Origin of the sequence: Streptomyces sp. KLMMK (genome assembly GCF_036961605.1) — a bacterium.
Taxonomy (GTDB): domain Bacteria; phylum Actinomycetota; class Actinomycetes; order Streptomycetales; family Streptomycetaceae; genus Streptomyces; species Streptomyces telluris.
The window spans coordinates 1-17,346 of sequence record NZ_JBAMDC010000120.1; the positions used below are offsets into that span (position 1 = coordinate 1).

Here is a 17,346-nt window from a genome sequence, read left to right on the forward strand (position 1 = left end):
GCGGCGGGTCGGCCGCCCTCGTCGGCGAGCTCACCAGCCGCGCCGACCGCGTCAGCCAGTCCACGCCCGTCCAGAACGCCTCTTCCAGGAGCAACGGCGGAGTGGCCGCCGTGGCCAAGGCCGTGAGCCCGAGCATCGTGGAGATCAAGGCCTCGACCACCAGCGGTCGGTCCACCGGCTCGGGCGTGATCATCACAGGCGACGGCGAGATCGTCACCAACAACCACGTCGTCGCGGGCGCCGACACCGTGCAGGTCGTCTTCAGCGACGGCAGCACCAGGACCGCCAAGGTCATCGGCACCGACCCCGGCAAGGACCTCGCCCTGATCAAGGTGCAGGGGGCGAGCGGGCTGAAGGCGGCCAAGCTCGGCGATTCGGGGAAGGTCGGGGTCGGCGACGAGGTCGTCGCCATCGGCTCCCCCGAAGGCCTCACCGGCACCGTCACCAGCGGCATAGTCTCCGCCCTGAACCGCGACGTGACCGTCTCCAAGGAGCAGGGGCAGGGGCAGGAGCGGCAGGGCCGCGGCGGACCGCAGTGGCCCTTCGAGTTCGGCGGCAACCAGTACAACGGCGACACCGGCTCCTCCAAGACCACCTACAAGGCCATCCAGACCGACGCCTCCCTCAACCCCGGCAACTCCGGCGGCGCGCTCATCAACATGAACGGCGAGATCATCGGCATCAACTCGGCCATGTACGCCCCGAGTTCCGCCACCGGCTCCGGCGACTCCGCGGGCAGCGTCGGCCTCGGCTTCGCCATTCCCGTCGACACCGTCAAGGCGGACCTCGCCAAGCTCCGGGCGGGTGGCGGCGACAGCTGAGCGCACGGCCGTGCGAGGCTGAGAAGCGCCCCGACCCCCCCGCATCCGTGAGGTAAAGCCGATGAGCCCCGCCGACCACGGCGACCAGCCCGCCCGCATCCTGATCGTGGACGACGAGCCCGCCGTGCGCGAGGCCCTGCGCCGCAGCCTCGCCTTCGAGGGGTACGCCACCGAGCAGGCCGTCGACGGGCTCGACGCGCTCGCCAAGGTCGCCGCCTTCGACCCGGAGCTGATCGTGCTGGACGTCCTCATGCCGCGCATGGACGGCCTCACCGCCGCCCGCCGTCTGCGCGCCTCCGGCGTCACCGTGCCCGTCCTCATGCTGACCGCCCGCGACACCGTGGGCGACCGCGTCACCGGCCTCGACGCCGGCGCCGACGACTACCTCGTCAAACCCTTCGAGCTGGACGAGCTGCTGGCCCGCATCCGCGCCCTGCTGCGCCGCAGCGCCTACGCGACGGCCGAGCCCGCCGCCTCCGCCACGCTCACCTTCGCCGACCTGGCGATGAACCTCGACACCCGCGAGGTCACCCGCGGCGACCGGCCCGTGGAGCTGACCCGTACGGAGTTCACGCTGCTGGAGCTCTTCCTCGCCCACCCCCGGCAGGTCCTCACCCGCGAGCAGATCCTCAAGGCCGTCTGGGGCTTCGAGTTCGAGCCGTCGTCCAACTCCCTGGACGTGTACGTGATGTACCTGCGCCGCAAGACCGAGGCCGGCGGCGAGGCGCGCCTCGTGCACACCGTGCGCGGAGTGGGCTACGTCCTCAGGGCGGACGGCGCCGAATGATCGCGAGATTCCAGCGGCTGCCGCTCCGCTCCCGGCTGGCGCTGCTGACCGCGGCCGCCGTCGCCGTGGCCGTGGCCGCCGCGGCCGTCGCGTGCTGGCTGGTCACCCGGCAGGAGCTGGAGCACCAGCGGGACACGACCCTGACGAGCGTCCGCGCGGACGACGCCACGGTCAAGACGCTGCTGCGCAACTGCGGCTCCGTCCCCACCGGCCCGTCCACCCTCTTCCGCCCCTACACCGTGCAGATCATCACCGGCGAGGGCTTCGTCTGCAGCACGGTCGGCAAGTCCCCCATCACGGTGGAGACCGGCGACCTCCTCGTCGCCCAGGGACGGGAGGGCCGGACCCTGCACGACGCGCAGGCCCAGGACGGCACGGAGATGCGGGTCGCGACCTCGCCCGGGCCCGTGCCCGGCACCGCCGTCTCCATCGCCCAGCCCCTCAGCGAGATCGACCGGCCCCTGAACGCGCTCGCCGCCGTCCTCGCCGTCACCGCGGGCGTGGGCGTCCTCCTCGCCGCCACCGCCGGCGCGTGGATCGCCCGGGCCGGGCTGCGCCCCGTCGACCGGCTCACCGGCGCCGTCGAGCACATCGCCCGCACCGAGGACCTGGCCGTCCGCATCCCCGTCGAGGGCGAGGACGAGATCGCCCGCCTCTCGCGCTCCTTCAACGCCATGACCGCCGCCCTCGCCTCCTCCCGCGACCGGCAGCAGCAGCTCATCGCCGACGCCGGGCACGAGCTCCGCACGCCCCTCACCTCCCTGCGCACCAACATCGACCTGCTGGTGCGCAGCGAGGAGACGGGCCGCGAGATCCCGCCCGAGGACCGCAAGGAGCTGCTCGCCAGCGTCCGCGCGCAGATGACCGAACTGGCCGCGCTCATCGGCGACCTGCAGGAGCTCTCCCGCCCCGACGCCGACCCCGGCAGCGGCCCCGTCCAGGTGATCGCCCTGCACGAGGCGGCCGGGCGGGCCGTGGAACGGGCCCGGCTGCGCGGCTCCGGACTGACCTTCCGGGTGCACCTGGAGAGCTGGTACGTGCGCGCCGAACCGGCCGCCCTGGAAAGAGCCCTGGTCAACCTGCTCGACAATGCGGTCAAGTTCAGCCCGCCGGGCGGCGCCGTGGAGGTGGCCCTGTCGCCCACCGGCGAGCTCACCGTGCGCGACCACGGCCCGGGCATCGCCCCCGACGAACTCCCGCACGTCTTCGACCGCTTCTGGCGCTCGCCGTCCGCCCGCAGCATGCCGGGCAGCGGCCTGGGCCTGTCCATCGTCGCCCGCACGGTGCAGCAGGCGGGCGGCGAGGTGGCCCTGCGGCCGGCGGAGGGCGGCGGGACGGTCGCCTCGGTGCGGCTGCCGGGGGCGCCGGTGGCGCCGCCCACGCTGTAGGGCCGGGGCCGGTGCCGGGCGTTCCGCGTCCGGCAGGACGGCGCCCGCCTACGCGGTGATCCGGAAGTCGCGCAGCCCCGGCCCCCGGCCGGCCGGCTCCCGCCCGGCGAAGCCCGGGGTGAACTCCACGACCTTCGGCCCGTCGGCGGTGAGCGCGAACTCGATGTGCGCGGGCCCGTTCTCGTAGGCCAGCAGCCGGGCCAGGTCGGCGCAGATCCGCTCGATCCGCCGGTGGACCCGGGGGGAGAGGTCGACGGGGGAGCGGATCGCGAGCTCCATGAAGTACGGGAGCTCGCTCATGAGGCGGTCGCTGATGCCGAGGACGTGCGGGGTGCCGCCGGAGTAGAGCACTTCGGCGCTGACGGCGGGGCCCACGAGGAACTCCTCGACGAGCGGCACGCCGCCCGTCCCTTCGGATTCGTCCAGTACCTCGGCGAAGTGCCAGCGCAGCTCGTCGGCGTCGGCCGCGGAGACGACGCCGTAACCGCCCGTCCCGATGGACGGCTTGAGGACGACCGGGTAGCCGGTGGCCTCCGCGGCGGCGAGGGCGCTCGCGAGGTCCGGGGCGGCGGTGCTGCGCGGGGCCGGGACGGATCCGGCGGCGCAGGCCTGCCGGAAGGCGTGCTTGTCCCGGGTGAGCCGCACGGACGCGGTGGGCAGGAAGGGGATGCCCAGCTCCTCGGCGGCGGTGGCGGCGGGCAGCAGGTACTGCTCGTCGGGGGCGATCAGGGTGAACTCGCCGCCGTCGCACAGCTCCTGGAAGAGCCCGGCCAGCTCCTCCGCGGACCGGGTCTCGCACATACGGACCGTGACCGGGCCGGACTCCAGCAGGTGGCGGAGCGGGTCGTGGGCGTAGCGGCCCTTGTCGCGGGTGACGAACGTGACGCGGCCGGCCCTGCGGACGGCGTCCTCGACGAGGCGCAGGCCGGTGCCGCCGGTGAGTGCTTCGACGATGACGAGGTGATCGGCCACGATGCCGGTCTCATTTCTGACAGGGAAGGGCCGCCGTGCTCCCCTCCGTGGCACGGCAGCCGTTGCCCCACACAAACACATACCGTGCGGTCTGTTCAATCGATCAGGGTGTGATTTGCCCCTCTGTCATCTGTTTGCAAGGCAGATGGTTTTTCCAACCTTCACTTTTAGGGCTGTGTTGCGTGAAGCGCCGGTGAACGCATGATTGCGTGGCCCTGCCCGTCAATACCGGTGCGGTCACCACCATTTCCGGCGGATCCCGGACGCTCCGCACCTGCCGGACCGACCGCGCCGTCTAGCGTGACCGGCATGTCACGCGATCCTCGCAACCGGGACGACCACGCGACCGCCGCGACCTCCCGCCCCCGGCCGTACGACACGGTGATCCCGACCCCCAGCGGCGGCAGATGGGTGAGCCGGAGCGACGTGGCGGGGTGCGGGCCCCGGTAGCCCGAGGTGAGCAGTTGCTCCGTCAACCTCCCGGCTTCCTCGGACAGTTCGTCCAGTCCGTACGCCTCCAGGACGGTGCGGACGGTGGAATGCGCTACGGAGTGCGCTGCGCGGGCGGACCGCGGGTCGTGGGGCAGGTCGAGGGCGTACGACCAGGGGGTCTGCGGCGATACCGTGGCCATGCTGGCTCCTCTGACGAGGCGAGCAGGTGAGTGGCGCTGCCCACCACCGTACGCCGCCCGGCCAAAGGTATTTAGCGGCGTCGGCAGAACTACTTCGGTAAGCACCCATGTGGGTGACGTGCGAGAGGCGAGAGATGCCGGTGAGGAGCAGCCCGACGGCGCGTCAACTCCGCCTCGGTGCCGAACTGCGCAAGCTGCGCGAGCGCGCGGGGCTGACGTCCACCGAGGCCGGGCGGCTCCTGGGCACCAACCAGGCGCAGATCAGCAACATCGAGGCCAGCCGCTACGGGGTGAGCGCCGAGCGCCTGCGCGCCCTGGCACGCAACTACTCCTGCTCCGACGAAGCGCTGGTCGCGGCCCTGATCGAGATGGCCGGGGAGCGCAAGCGCGGCTGGTGGGAGGAGTACCGCGAGATCCTCCCCGCCGGGCTGCTGGACCTGGCCGAGCTCGAACACCACGCGGTGGCCCTGCGCGCCTCGTACGTCGCCCACCTGCCCGGGCTGCTGCAGACGGCCGAGCACTGCCGCGAGATCTTCCGCCAGGTCGTGCCACCGCTGTCCCCGCCCGAGGTGGAGCACCGCGTCTCGCACCGCATCAAGCGGCAGGCCGTCCTCTACCGGGACGACCCCACCCCGTACACGGCGATCGTCCACGAGGCCGCCCTGCGCATGCGCTTCGGCGGCCCGCCCGTCGCGGGGCCGCAGCTGCGGCACATCCTGGCCATGAGCGAGCGCGAGCACATCAGGGTGCTGGTGATCCCCTTCGACGCCGGGGCGTTCCCCGGCTCGGGGCAGTCCACGCTGTTCGCGGTCGGCCCGGTGCCCCAGCTGGACACCGTGCACGTCGACCGCGAGCACGGCTCGGAACTGGTCGACGCAGCGGCGCAATTGGACCGCTACCGGATGGTGCTCGACCGCATGGAGTCCGTCGCCCTGGGCGAGCGCAGGTCCCGGGACCTGATCCTGGACATCGTCCGCGCCCTGGAGGGCAGGTGAACGGGTGAATCTGCAGAACCCGGCCCCTGGGACGGACGTCCGGGGGTAAGGCTCTCGTCATGAGGCGATCGAGGAGGCGGCAGCGATGAGCAACGAGCTGGGGGACCTGCTGGGCGGGCTGCTCGGCGGCGGTGGCGGCAAGGGCGGCAACCTGCTGGCCTCGCTGCTCACCTCGCTCGGCGGCGCCGGCACGCACGGCGCGGGCAGCAACCCCCTCGGCGCCCTGCTGGACACGCTCAAGGAGGGCGGCCTGGCGGCGAAGACCGACTCGTGGGTCGGCAAGGGGGCGAACCAGGAGGTCAGCGGCCCCGAGGTGGCCCAGGCCCTGCCGTACCAGGCGCTCGACCACGTGGCGCAGCAGGCGGGCGTCACCCCGGAGGAGGCGGCCGACGAGATCGCCCGGACCCTGCCGCAGGCGGTCGACAAGCTGACCCCGGCAGGCGAGGTGCCGGAGGGGTCGCTGGAGGACCTGATCCGGCAGCAGTCGTAAGGGAGCGGGCGGCCCCGGCGCACTCCGGGGCCGCCCTCGGGATCACGGGATCACTTGACGACCGTGATGCGGTCCGCCGCCGGCGGGGCCAGCGGGGCGCCCTTCGACGAGTGGGCCGTCAGGTAGGCGTTGAAGACGTCCAGGTCGGACGCGCCGACGCGCTTGTCGGTGCCCTCCTTGAAGGCGGGGAAGCCGTCGCCGCCGCCCATCAGGAACTCGTTGCCCGCGACGCGGTAGCTCTTCGCCGGGTCGACGGCGGTGCCGTTCAGCTTGACCGACGCGGCCGGGACGCGGTCGGCGCCCTTCTTCGTCAGGTCCAGGGTGTAGGTCAGGCCCTTGCTGATCTGCAGGATCTTCGGCTGAGCCTCGTTCGGGCCGCTGACCTGCTGCTGGAGCGCCGCGATGACCTGCGCGCCGGTGAGGGTCTTCGTCTGCATCATGTTCGTGAACGGCTGGACGGTGAACGCCTCGCCGTACGTCACGACGCCGTCGCCCTCGCCGCCCGACGCCTTGAAGGCGAGGTCGGAGCGGATGCCGCCGGGGTTCATGAAGGCGATCTGGGCGCCGCCCTTGTCGGCCGGGGCCAGGGCTTCCAGCTGGGCGTCGGCGATGACGTCGCCGAGCGGCTTCTCGTAGGCCTCGGAGCCGCGGCCGTTGATGTCGGCGGTGATGTAGCCGACGGGCTTGTTGGCCACCGGCGCCGCCAGGGCCTTCCAGCGGTCGATGAGCTTGGTCATGTCCGCGGCCTTGGGCTGCTCACGGTTCACGACGTGGTTCTTCGCGCGCGGGCTCTTGACCGTCGTGCGGACGATGTCCTTGGTACGGCGGTCGTACGTCAGCGTCGTGTCGGTGAACACACGGCCGAAGGAGGCGGCCGAGGTCACCGTGCGCGGGGCGCCCGACGGGTCGGGGATGGTGCAGGCGTAGGCCTGGTGGGTGTGGCCCGTGACCAGGGCGTCCACCTTCGGCGTGACCTTCTTCGCGATGTCCACGATCGCGCCGGAGATGCCCGCGCCCGCGCCGGGGGTGTCGCAGTCGTAGTTGTACGCGCCCGAGGCCGGCATGCCGCCCTCGTGGATGAGCGTGACGATCGACTTCACGCCCTGGCGGTCGAGCTCCTTGGCGTACTTGTTGATCGTCTCGACCTCGTCGGCGAACTTCAGGCCCTTGACGCCCTCGGCCGTGACGACGTCCGGCGTGCCCTCCAGGGTGAGGCCGATGATGCCGATCTTCACGCCCTTGTGCTTCCACACCGTGTAGGGCTTGAGGATCTGCTTGCCGGACTTCTCGTCGGTGACGTTGGCCGCCAGGTAGGGGAAGTCGGCGCCCTGGAAGGTCCTGCCCTTCTCGAAGCAGCCCTCCTTGGGGTGGCAGCCGCCCTTCTGCATGCGCAGCAGCTCGGCACGGCCCTCGTCGAACTCGTGGTTGCCGACGGAGGTGGCGTCCAGCTTGATCTTGTTGAGCGCCTCGATGGTCGGCTCGTCGTGGAAGAGGCCGGTCATCAGCGGGCTCGCGCCGACCATGTCGCCGGCCGCCGCGGTGATCGAGTACTCGTGGCCCTTGCGGGCGGTGCGCAGCGAGTTGGCGAGGTACTCGATGCCGCCGGCGGGTATCGCCTTCGACGTGCCGTCCGGCTGGGCCTCCGTCACGGTGCCCGAGGAGCCCTGCGGGGGCTCCAGGTTGCCGTGGAGGTCGTTGAAGGAGAGCAGCTGTACGTCGACGGTGCGGCCCGTACGGCCGTAGGAAAGAGCGTCGGCCGGGGCGGCCGTGGCCAGGACACCGGCGGTGGCGGCGAGCGCGGCTGCGGTCGCGGTCAGCCGTCTCGCCAGGCGCTTGCGTGGCGGCGTCGCGTGCATGTGTTCCCCTTTATGCATGTTTGCGAGTGAGAGGTGGGTGGAATGGTCTGCGGCAGCCTAGATCAACCCGCGTAGAACGTCAGCAGGGTTGGCTGTGACGATTCGGCGTCACCCGCGTCGTAGGCTCGCACCATGAGCGACGTCACGAACAACGCGAACGGACAGCGGTCGGTCGAGGTGCTGGAGGAACTCCCGCCCGAGGTGGCGCAGGACGTGCTGCGGCTGGTGACGGAGGCCGCGGCGGTCGACGGGCAGCCGGCCGTCTCCGAGCAGGGACGGCTGCAGCTGAGGGGCCGGCGGCCGGGCGTGCGGCACGTGCTGCTCCGCACGGACGACGGGGAGCTCGTGGGCTACGGGCAGCTGGAGGACAGCGACCCGGTCGAGGCGCCCGCCGGCGAGCTCGTCGTCCACCCCTCCTGCCGGGGGCGCGGGCACGGGCGGGCGCTCGGCTCGGCGCTGCTGCACGAGTCCGGCAAGCGGCTGCGGATCTGGGCGCACGGCGGCCACCCCGCGGCGCGGCACCTGGCCCAGGTGCTCGGCCTGAGCCTCTTCCGCGAACTCCGCCAGATGCGGCGCCCCCTGCACGACCTCGACCTCGCCGAGCCGGTGCTGCCCCCCGGGGTGACCGTCCGCACCTTCCGCCCGGGCGAGGACGACACGGAGTGGCTCGCGGTGAACGCGGCGGCCTTCGCCCACCACCCCGAGCAGGGCTCGCTCGTCCAGCGCGACCTCGACGACCGCAAGGCCGCCGGCTGGTTCGACCCCAAGGGCTTCTTCCTCGCCGAGAAGGACGGCCGGATCGTCGCCTTCCACTGGACGAAGGTCCACGCCGAGGAGGGCCTCGGCGAGGTCTACGTCCTCGGCGTGGCCCCGGGCGCCCAGGGCGGCGGCCTCGGCAAGTCCCTCACCGCCATCGGCCTCCGCCACCTGGCCGGCCAGGGCCTCCCCACGGCCATGCTCTACGTGGACGCCGACAACGCGGCAGCGGTAGCGGTCTACGAGGGCCTGGGCTTCCAGATCCACGAAACGGACTTGATGTACCGCACGGAGAGCTAGGCGGGCCTGGCCGCGCGGGCGGCCTCCAGGGCCTCGCGGAGCTCAGCGGCCGCGGTCAGGGTTGCCCACTGACCCTCTGCAGGGTCGGGGAGGACCCAGACGCGGTCGCCGAGGTACTTGCCCGGCGGCGGCGCGAAGAGCTCGGAGCCCTTGGGGTACGGGGTGACGCCGGGGAATCCGGCGACGCTGCCGCTGGCGCTCTCCTCGCCGAGCGGAAGCAGCCACCACATGGCATGTTCCGCGCCACCCATCAGGTAGGGGCCGATGTGGCGCCTACGGGCCCTGAGCCCGGTGACGGCGGCGGTCGCCGGAGTGAAGTCGATCCGGACGAGCCGCCACTCCCGCCCGACCAGCAGAGGAGCCGTCTCGCCGGCCGCCCAGAGGGCGAGGGTGGTGGCAGGGTCGTACGACGCCCGGGACAGCCACCGGGAGACGGCGGCCATGGGGTCGTCCTCGGTGGGCCGGTGAGAGACGGAAGGGGTGAGCTCTTCGGCGACTGGAGTTCTCATGCCAACAGAACATCGCTCGGCGAGGCCGCGGACCAGGCCGGATCCCCGGACGCTTGCGCGGACATATCGCAGGACATTTTCCCAGTGACGCAGCGGTCAGCGGACTACCTTGAGCAGTGACGCACTGGGGAGGCGGCCATGGCGGACATGCCGGGGAACCCGTTGTTCGTACGGGCCCGAGTTGCTCAGGGGTTGCACACACAGGAGGAGTTCGCCGAAGCGTTCGAGGGTATGGCTCGCGAGCTGGGGTTCAAACTGACGGTCTCGGTCCGGCAAGTCCGCCGCTGGGAGTCGCGGAAGCCGGGCTGGCCTCATCCTTCTGCACGGATGGTTCTCCAGGCCCTTCTCCGGAAGTCTGCTGAAGAGCTGGGGTTCGCCCGGCCGGTCCGGAATGCCGGGCAGACTGCCCCGGCGGGCCGGCCGCACGATGGCCCCGTGAAGAGACGCGACTTCGTGACCTGCTCGCTTGCCGCGGTCGGTGCGGTGAGTGTTCCGTCTTTTCCTGAGGAGATCCTTGCCCGGACCAGGGCCGATCCATTGGATCGGTTGCGGACCGTCCTCACGGGCGCCGCGGGCTGCCGGGCGGAGCCCAGCGCCACCGAGGCTCTGGAGCGGGCGTCCGCTTCGGCAAAGCGGCAGATTCAGCGGTGCCGCTATTCCAGCGTGGCCAGGAGCCTGCCGGACCTGCTCGCCGAGCTCGAACCCCGGCGCGGATCGTCTGAAGAGCGGCGCAGGGTCGTTCGCGTCGCAGCCGGGGCCTATCACGTAGCCGCTTCACTCCTGTTGAAGAACGACGATGCCCCATCTGCATGGGTCGCTGCCGAGCGGTCCATGGCGGCGGCTCGTCGGACCGAGGACGCGGCGGCCGTCGCTTCGGCTTCGCGCATTCTGACTCATGCGGTAACTGCAGTCGGCCACCCTCGACAAGGCGTCGGCGTCACTGTCCGGGGGACGGACGAGATCTCCTGCGGCGTGTCCCGGTCCAGCCCCGGCACGGTCGCCGTCTTCGGCGCCCTGTTGCTCCGAGGGGCGTGGGCCGCCTCGGTGGCCGGCGACCGCGATATGGCCGAGACGCTCCTGGGCGAGGCCGGGAGGGCGGCCGAGCTCCTGGAGGAGTCGAACCTGCAGGGGACCGCGTTCGGGCCGAACAATGTTCTCCTGCACAGGGTTTCCATCGCCCTCACCCTCGGGGATGCCGGTCGAGCGCTCGCAGAGGCGCGGAAGGTGGACGTCAGGGCACTGGCTGTCGCGGAACGGTGTGCTGTCTTCTGGACGGACGTCGCCCGTGCCCTGCATGCCTGCGGGAGAGTCGAGAAGGCCACGGCTGCCCTGCTCGCAGCCGAGAAGGAGGCCCCTGAGGAGGTGCGGTCCCGCCCGGTGGTCCGGGAGCTGATCGGAGACTTGCTGATGCGGGACCGAGGTGGCCGGGTGCCCGTGCTGCGGTCCTTGGCGTCGAGGGCACGGGTGACCGTATGAGTACGAGCTCGTGCCGAGTGTTGTACCTGATCATCTGTGCGGCGGGCCCTGCCGTGGACGCCGTGCGCCTGGTGACCGCGGCGAAGGACCGCGGCTGGGACGTGTGCGTGATCGCCACCCCGGCCGCCGTCGACGGTGGCTTCCTCGACGTGCCTGCTCTGGAGGCCGCTTCGGGACGGCCGGTGCGGAGCGCTTGGCGACGGTCCGGGGAGGAGAAGCGCAACCCTCCGGCGGATGCCGTCGTCGTGGCGCCGATGACCATGAACACCGCCAACAAATGGGCGGCCGGGATCGCCGACACGTACGCCCTCGGCTTGGTCGCCGAGGCCGTCGGACTCGGGCTGCCCGTGGTCGCCCTCCCGTTCTGGTCGACGGCCCTGGATTCCCACCCCGCCACGCGACGTGCCGTGGAAACGCTGCGCGGCACCGGCGTCCGAGTGCTGTACGGAGAAGGGGAGTGGACGCCGCACGCGCCAGGTACGGGTGATGAACGGCGCCCGTCGTATCCGTGGAACCTCGTACTGGACGCCGTGGGGGGTCCGGTGCCCTGACCGGGGTTACGGGCGGGGGGCAGGGCGCGCCGCCGGGGAGTCCTCCTTCTTCGCCAGGGCGCTGGGCCACCAGATGTGGCGGCCCACGTCCAGGTTGAGGGCCGTGACCATGACCGAGCGGACGATGAACGTGTCCAGGAGGATGCCGAAGGCCACGGCGAAGCCCAGTTCGGCGAATTGGGTCAGGGGGAGGGTGCCCAGGACGGCGAAGGTGCCGGCCAGGACGACGCCCGCGGAGGTGATGACGCCGCCGGTCGCGGCCAGGCCGGTGAGGGTGGCCGGGCGGGTGCCGTGTTTGAGGGCCTCTTCCCGGATGCGGGTCATGAGGAAGATGTTGTAGTCGATGCCGAGCGCGATCAGGAAGACGAACACGTAGAGCGGGAAGGAGTTGTCCTCCGCCCCGAAGCCGAAGACGTGGCGGAAGACCAGGGCGCTGACGCCGATCGTGGTGGCGCAGGAGAGCACGACGGTGGCGATGAGCAGCAGCGATGCCACGACGGCGCGCAGCAGCAGCACCAGGATCACCAGGACGACCAGGAGCACGATGGGGGCGATCAGGGCGCGGTCGTCCTTGGTGGCCTGTTTGACGTCGAGGTTCAGTGCCGTGTTCCCGCCGACCCGGGCCTCGGCCCCGGGGACGGCGTGGAGTTCCGTGCGGGCGCGTTCGACCGTGCGGAACGCGGCCTTGCTGTCGGGCGGGTCGGTGAGGGTGGCGTAGAGCAGGGCGTCGCCGCCCTTGGTCATGGGCGGGCTCACCGAGCCGCGGTCGATGCCGGGTACGGACATCAGGGCGGTGTGCACGGCCTCGGCCCGGTCGGCCTTGGCGGTGACGAAGACGGGGCTGCCGAGGCCCGCGTCGAAGTGCCGGTCGATGACCTTCTCCCCGGCGACCGAGTCCTGGTGCGTGGTGAACGCCTGCTGGTCGGTCAGGCCGTGGGAGTTCAGCTGCACCATGCCGGCGGCGGCCGCGGCCAGGATCAGGGCGGTCACGACCCAGGTCGTCCGGGGCCTGCGGGCGATGCGGTTGCCGACGGCGATCCAGCGGCCGGTGCCGGCGGGGTTCCCGGAGCCGTACCCGGGCTTGGCCGGCCAGAAGATCCACCGCCCCACCGTGACCATCAGCGCGGGGAAGAGCGTGAGCATCACCGCGGCGCCGACGACGATGCCGACCGCGAAGACCGGGCCGAGCCCCCGCGTGGAGTTCATGTCGGCCAGCATCAGGCAGATCATGCCGACCGCGACCGTCGCGGCGCTGGCGATGACGGCCGGGCCCGAGCGGCGCAGGGCCTCTTCCATGGCCGCGTGCCGGTCCTCGTGCCGGCGCAGCTCCTCGCGGTAGCGGGCGATGAGCAGCAGCGAATAGTCGGTGGTCGCGCCGAAGACGAGGATGGTGAGGATGCCCGCGCCGTCGGCACTGACCGTCAGCCCGCCGTGCTTGGCGAGGAAGTAGATGGCCGCTTCGGCGATCTGGAGCGACACCCCGGCACAGACGATCGGCATCAGCCACAGCACGGGGCTGCGGTAGGTGAAGAGCAGGATCACGATCACCACGAGCAGCGTGGCGGCCAGGAGCGTGGTGTCGATGCCGCTCACGGCCTTGCTGAGGTCGCCGGTGTTGCCCGCGGGGCCGGCGATGTGGACCGCCATGCCCTGGGCGCCGTCCCGGGCGGTCTCGCGCATCTCCTTGACGCGGTCGCCGACCTTGCTGAAGTAGTCGGGCCCCAGGTTCAGCGGCACGGTGGTCTGCGCCGCCCTGCCGTCCTCGGAGATCTCGGGCCCGGTGACCGGGCCTTCCAGGTCCTTGCGCCCGCCGAACACCTTCGCGTCGGCCGCCGCCTTCCGCTTGTCCGCCTCCGTCAGGCCCGAGGACCGTTCGTAGACCACCACCGCCGGAACGGTGTACGGGGAGCCGAACTTCGCCTGCGTGTCGAAGACCCGCGTGGATTCGGCGCTGTTCGGCAGGGACGACTTGACGTCGTTCTTCTCCACGCTCGAGAGCTTGCCCGCGAACCCCGCCGCGACGACGAGCACGATCAGCCAGGCGACGATCACCCCGTACTTGGACCGGCGGCCGGTGATCAGGCCGATCGGTAACCCCTTGCGGAACCTGCGGAACCCGTTGCGGCCGTTGCGGCCGGGGGCGGGACCGGTGCGTTCCCCGGACGGGGGGAGGACGTCTTCTGGCATGGTCCTGGTGCCTCTTCCTGTTCCTGGTCGGCTTCGGGACGGCGGCGACCGGAGGGCGACGGGCAGGGACCGTGTGCGCCGCGGGCGGGGGAGGCCACGGCGCACACGGCGACTCAGGTGGTGTCCGAACCGTCCGAGCCGTCCGAGCCCTCCGAGTTCTCTGAGCCGTCGGCATGCCCGGGTGTGTCGGTGGTGCAGGTGATACCGGTGAGCCGCGCCAGCGGGCCGTCCAGCGGCACGGCGGCGAGGGCGGGCTCGATCAGGCGCTGGAGCAGCAGGCCGTCGACGGCCGCACCGAGGACCAGGGCGGTGCCCTCGGGGTCGGCCGTGTTGCCGTGCGCCCGCAGCCACGCGGCGACGGCGGTGCGCCAGCGGCCGGTGAGCTCCGCCAGGCCGTCGCGCATCTTCTTGTTGCGGGTGGCCGCCAGCACCATTTCGCCGGCGAGGACGGCCGTGGACGCGTCACTGGGGTACTCGGCGAGGGCGGCCAGGGCCTCCGGCGTGCCCGCGGGGCCCTCCGCGGCCTGCTCCAGCAGGGCGATCACCTTGTCGATCTCCCGCCGGGAGGCTTCCAGGGACGCTTCGACCAGCAGGTCGGTGACCGTGTCGAAGTGGTAGTGCACGAGCCCGGGGCGCAGCCCCGCCGCCGCGGCCACCTTCCGCGTGGTCACCGCTCCCCACCCGTCCTCCACGACCAGCCGCGCTGCGGCGCCGAGCAGCCGTGCCCGGGTCTCCTGGCCGCGTTCCGCCGAGGTGGGTGTCACCGTGCCGTCTCCCTGTCCGTCCGTACGACCGTCCGTACGACCGGCTCGGCCGATCGGCAGGGCCGGTCAGCCGCGTCGGTCAACTTGGGCGTTCGCCTTGGGCGTTCGCCCTGTGCGTACCCACGGTAAGACCGGCGGCGCCTCGCGCGTCACCCCCCGGACCGGAAGTTCCTGCCGTAAATCCCGGCGCGAAAGGGCGCCTTGGGGCGCGCGCCCCTGCCTCGCACCCCCGGAGTCGTACGGGCGGAGCTCACTCGGCGGCCGCGGCCCCGTCGGCGACGAGCTCGACGGGCGGCCGCTCCCCGGCCATCGCCGCGGCGGCCTCCCTTTTCAGCTGGTCCCGCATCACCACGTACTTCGCGTTCAGCTCGTCGGCCGCGACGAACCGGTTCACGCCGCGGCCGGTGGCGCGCGGCTCGATGCTCTTGACGACGTTCATGTCCTGGACCTCCTGCACGCGCTTCTGCGCGAAGAGGGCCAGCCTCGGCACGATCCGCCGCGCCGCCGGGAAGCGCAGGACGTCCCTCATCCGCTCGTCCTCGTACCAGCGGAAGAGCACCTGGGTGCCGCCGTCGTCGATCGGTGTCATCCAGATCGTCACGTCGAAGGGCAGCGCGTGGATGTGGACCATGCCGGGGAAGGTGAACGTCACCCTGAGGAAGTTGCGGTTGGTGGGATCGTCGTGCTGGCACAGCTCGAAGTAGTGCCGCAGGGTCGTCCCGTCGACCTCCAGACGGCTCTTCTCGACCTTCGTCATGGCGATGTAGCGCCTGCGGCCGTCGAGGCCGAGCTTCCTCAGCGTCCCGCCCCAGCCCATGTAGTCCGCGTAGTTGAACCAGTGGTCCCGGTGGACGACGGGCACGTGGTAGAAGTCGAGGAGGCTCTCGATGTAGCGGGTGTAGTGGACGGGCTGACTCCAGGTGGAGGTCGCGTACAGCGCGGCCTTGCCGGCCACCTCCGGCGGCACCTGCACCTCCGGCAGGACGTCCAGGTCCTGCCCCCACCACATCCACACCAGCCCGTTCTGCTCGCGCACGGGGTGGGTGCCGATGCGCATCGACCGGGGGATGCGGGCGCCGGGCCCCAGGCACGGCGCGAGCTTGCACGCGCCGTCGGCGCCGAAGCGGAAGTCGTGGTACGGGCAGCCTATGGAGTCGCCGTACAGCCGCCCGCGGGCGAGGCTGGCGCCCTTGTGGGGGCAGCGCGCGTCCTGCAGCACCACGCGTCCGGCGCGGTTCCGCCAGGCGACCAGCTCCTTCCCCAGGCGGCGGGCGCCGGTCGGCCGGTCGGTCCTCACGTCCTGCGACCGCAGGATCGCGTACCACTGGTTGGGTATCACGTCTGTCCCCCCTGGAGTTCGCTCTGCCTGGCGCATACGTCACGGCCACTGTGGCGCGGCTCACTGACAGGCCACTGACCGATGGCTGATGGCGCCGGCCCGCGTCCGGAGGGCGCCGGCCCCCGTTTGACAGTCCGCGGCCCCATCCCGCACCCTTTCACTAGTCAAGTAGTGAAAGGGGCCCGCGTGGTCGAGTTCCGCATCGACCGGCGCAGCGGGGTCGCCACGTACCTGCAGATCGTCCAGCAGGTCAAACAGGCCCTCCGCCTGGGCCTGCTCGCGCCCGGCGACAAGCTGCCCACGGCCAAGGAGGTCGTCGCGGCCACGGCCATCAACCCCAACACCGTCCTCAAGGCCTACCGCGAGCTCGACCGCGAGGGCCTGGTCGAGGCGCGCCCCGGGCTCGGGACGTTCGTACGGCGCTCGCTGGCCCGCCCGCAGGCCGCCGCCGACTCGCCCCTGCGCGCCGAACTGACCGGCTGGATGCACCGGGCCCGCGAGGCCGGCCTGGACCGGGAGGACGTGGCGGCGCTGCTCGCCTCCGTCCTCGAGGAGGGGTACGACGGGCCCGAGACGAACAGGGGGAGTGGATGACCGGCACGACCGACGACATGACCGGGATGACGTTCCAGCCCGGGCGGACCGCCCTGGAGGCGGTGGGCCTCGGGCTGAAGTACCGGCGCCGCCGTGCGCTGGAGGACTGCTCCTTCCGCATCCCCGCGGGCCGGGTCTGCGCGCTCGTGGGGCCCAACGGCGCGGGCAAGTCCACGCTGCTGTCGCTCGCCGCCGGGCTGCGCCGCCCCACCGCGGGTTCCCTCACCGTCTTCGGCGGCCGCCCGGGCGCCGCGGACGTCCGCCCCCGCATCGCCTACCTCTCCCAGGACAAGCCGCTCTACCCGCAGTTCACGATCGCCGACACCCTCCGCATGGGGCGCGAGCTCAACCCCGGTCGCTGGGACCGGGCCGCGGCCGAGCGGATGGTCGCCGACGGCGGGCTGTCGTCCACGGCCCGCGTCGGCGACCTCTCGGGCGGCCAGCGCACGCGCGTGGCCCTCGCCCTCGCCTTCGGCAAGCGGCCCGAACTCCTGCTGCTCGACGAGCCGATGGCCGACCTCGACCCGCTCGCGCGGCACGAGATGACGGCCGCCCTCATGGGCCAGGCCGCCGAGCACGCCACCACCGTCGTGATCGCCTCCCACGTCCTCGCCGAACTCGACGGCATCTGCGACTACCTGCTGCTGATGGCCGACGGCCGCGTCCGGCTCGCGGGCGAGGTCGAGGACCTGCTCGCCGCGCACGCCGTCCTCGTCGGCCGGCACGAAGGCCCCGGCCTGCCGCGGGAGTTCGCCACCCACACCGTCGTGGAGGCCCGCGCCACGGGACGGCAGCTGACCGCCCTGATCCGGCCCGACGGCCCCGTCCCCGAGCGGTGGCGGGTCGCCGAACCGTCCCTGGAGGAGCTCCTCCTGGCCCACCTGCGGGCTCCCGGCGCCCCCGCGCTCCTCGCCCCCAGCGCGGAGCCG

General features: G+C 72.1%; 17 protein-coding genes. 10 read left to right on the forward strand and 7 right to left on the reverse strand.

Translation table 11 applies throughout. The features are described from left to right. The 3 genes from V7793_RS18715 to V7793_RS18725 form a co-directional block, all read left to right on the forward strand. Positions 1 to 821: S1C family serine protease (locus V7793_RS18715; protein ID WP_336007958.1), on the forward strand; the 821-nt coding region annotated here is incomplete at its 5' end. A 61-nt stretch (positions 822 to 882) separates the two neighbouring features. Continuing rightward, complete coding sequence (locus V7793_RS18720) at positions 883 to 1,608, forward strand: response regulator transcription factor (protein WP_336007960.1); 726 nt, start codon at positions 883 to 885, stop codon at positions 1,606 to 1,608. Then, positions 1,605 to 2,996 carry a sensor histidine kinase gene (locus tag V7793_RS18725; RefSeq protein ID WP_336007962.1) on the forward strand — a complete coding sequence of 464 codons (1,392 nt, stop codon included), beginning with the start codon at positions 1,605 to 1,607 and terminating at the stop codon, positions 2,994 to 2,996. Before V7793_RS18720 ends, V7793_RS18725 begins: the two co-directional genes overlap by 4 nt. 48 nt (positions 2,997 to 3,044) lie before the next feature. On the opposite strand, the gene V7793_RS18730 is transcribed toward V7793_RS18725, so the two are convergent. Both V7793_RS18730 and V7793_RS18735 read right to left on the reverse strand, forming a co-directional pair. Beyond that, positions 3,045 to 3,968 (reverse strand): ATP-grasp domain-containing protein, encoded by a 924-nt coding sequence (locus V7793_RS18730; protein ID WP_336007965.1) that lies wholly within the window; start codon positions 3,966 to 3,968, stop codon positions 3,045 to 3,047. Positions 3,969 to 4,135: 167 nt separating this feature from the next. Next, complete coding sequence (locus V7793_RS18735) at positions 4,136 to 4,600, reverse strand: hypothetical protein (protein WP_336007967.1); 465 nt, start codon at positions 4,598 to 4,600, stop codon at positions 4,136 to 4,138. Between the two features lie 134 nt (positions 4,601 to 4,734). Here V7793_RS18735 and V7793_RS18740 point away from each other — a divergent pair, with 134 nt between their 5' ends. Both V7793_RS18740 and V7793_RS18745 read left to right on the forward strand, forming a co-directional pair. After that, entirely contained in the window at positions 4,735 to 5,595 is an 861-nt protein-coding gene (locus V7793_RS18740) for a helix-turn-helix domain-containing protein (RefSeq protein ID WP_168092795.1), read from the forward strand. Between the two features lie 85 nt (positions 5,596 to 5,680). Then, the gene (locus V7793_RS18745) at positions 5,681 to 6,085 is read left to right on the forward strand and encodes a YidB family protein (RefSeq protein ID WP_443057944.1); all 405 of its coding nucleotides are present in this window, start codon (positions 5,681 to 5,683) and stop codon (positions 6,083 to 6,085) included. A gap of 50 nt (positions 6,086 to 6,135) precedes the next feature. On the opposite strand, the gene V7793_RS18750 is transcribed toward V7793_RS18745, so the two are convergent. Further along, a complete protein-coding gene (locus V7793_RS18750) occupies positions 6,136 to 7,941 on the reverse strand; it encodes a bifunctional metallophosphatase/5'-nucleotidase (protein WP_336007970.1) in 1,806 nt (601 codons plus the stop codon). A 132-nt stretch (positions 7,942 to 8,073) separates the two neighbouring features. On the opposite strand from V7793_RS18750, the gene mshD reads away from it, so the two are divergent. Beyond that, the gene (mshD, locus tag V7793_RS18755; protein ID WP_336007971.1) at positions 8,074 to 8,997 is read left to right on the forward strand and encodes a mycothiol synthase; all 924 of its coding nucleotides are present in this window, start codon (positions 8,074 to 8,076) and stop codon (positions 8,995 to 8,997) included. On the opposite strand, the gene V7793_RS18760 is transcribed toward mshD, so the two are convergent. Next, positions 8,994 to 9,506: a hypothetical protein gene (locus V7793_RS18760; RefSeq protein ID WP_336007972.1), complete on the reverse strand. Its 513-nt coding sequence runs from the start codon at positions 9,504 to 9,506 to the stop codon at positions 8,994 to 8,996. The two genes, mshD and V7793_RS18760, sit on opposite strands and share 4 nt — an antisense overlap. Before the next feature lie 138 nt (positions 9,507 to 9,644). Here V7793_RS18760 and V7793_RS18765 point away from each other — a divergent pair, with 138 nt between their 5' ends. Further along, positions 9,645 to 10,982: a hypothetical protein gene (locus tag V7793_RS18765; RefSeq protein WP_336007974.1), complete on the forward strand. Its 1,338-nt coding sequence runs from the start codon at positions 9,645 to 9,647 to the stop codon at positions 10,980 to 10,982. Continuing rightward, positions 10,979 to 11,533: a flavoprotein gene (locus V7793_RS18770; RefSeq protein WP_336007975.1), complete on the forward strand. Its 555-nt coding sequence runs from the start codon at positions 10,979 to 10,981 to the stop codon at positions 11,531 to 11,533. Before V7793_RS18765 ends, V7793_RS18770 begins: the two co-directional genes overlap by 4 nt. Before the next feature lie 6 nt (positions 11,534 to 11,539). On the opposite strand, the gene V7793_RS18775 is transcribed toward V7793_RS18770, so the two are convergent. From V7793_RS18775 to V7793_RS18785, 3 genes are all read right to left on the reverse strand, one after another. Beyond that, positions 11,540 to 13,720: an MMPL family transporter gene (locus tag V7793_RS18775; protein WP_336007978.1), complete on the reverse strand. Its 2,181-nt coding sequence runs from the start codon at positions 13,718 to 13,720 to the stop codon at positions 11,540 to 11,542. A gap of 113 nt (positions 13,721 to 13,833) precedes the next feature. Further along, on the reverse strand, positions 13,834 to 14,484 hold the full coding sequence (locus tag V7793_RS18780) for a TetR/AcrR family transcriptional regulator (RefSeq protein ID WP_336007980.1): 651 nt from the start codon (positions 14,482 to 14,484) through the stop codon (positions 13,834 to 13,836). 250 nt (positions 14,485 to 14,734) lie between these two features. Further along, positions 14,735 to 15,823, reverse strand: coding sequence for a Rieske 2Fe-2S domain-containing protein (locus V7793_RS18785; RefSeq protein ID WP_336007982.1), 1,089 nt, complete (start codon positions 15,821 to 15,823; stop codon positions 14,735 to 14,737). A gap of 186 nt (positions 15,824 to 16,009) precedes the next feature. Between V7793_RS18785 and V7793_RS18790 the strand changes: the two genes are divergently transcribed. Continuing rightward, complete coding sequence (locus V7793_RS18790) at positions 16,010 to 16,417, forward strand: GntR family transcriptional regulator (RefSeq protein ID WP_336007984.1); 408 nt, start codon at positions 16,010 to 16,012, stop codon at positions 16,415 to 16,417. Further along, on the forward strand, positions 16,414 to 17,346 hold a 933-nt coding region (locus V7793_RS18795), incomplete at its 3' end, for an ABC transporter ATP-binding protein (protein WP_336007985.1). The genes V7793_RS18790 and V7793_RS18795, both read left to right, overlap by 4 nt.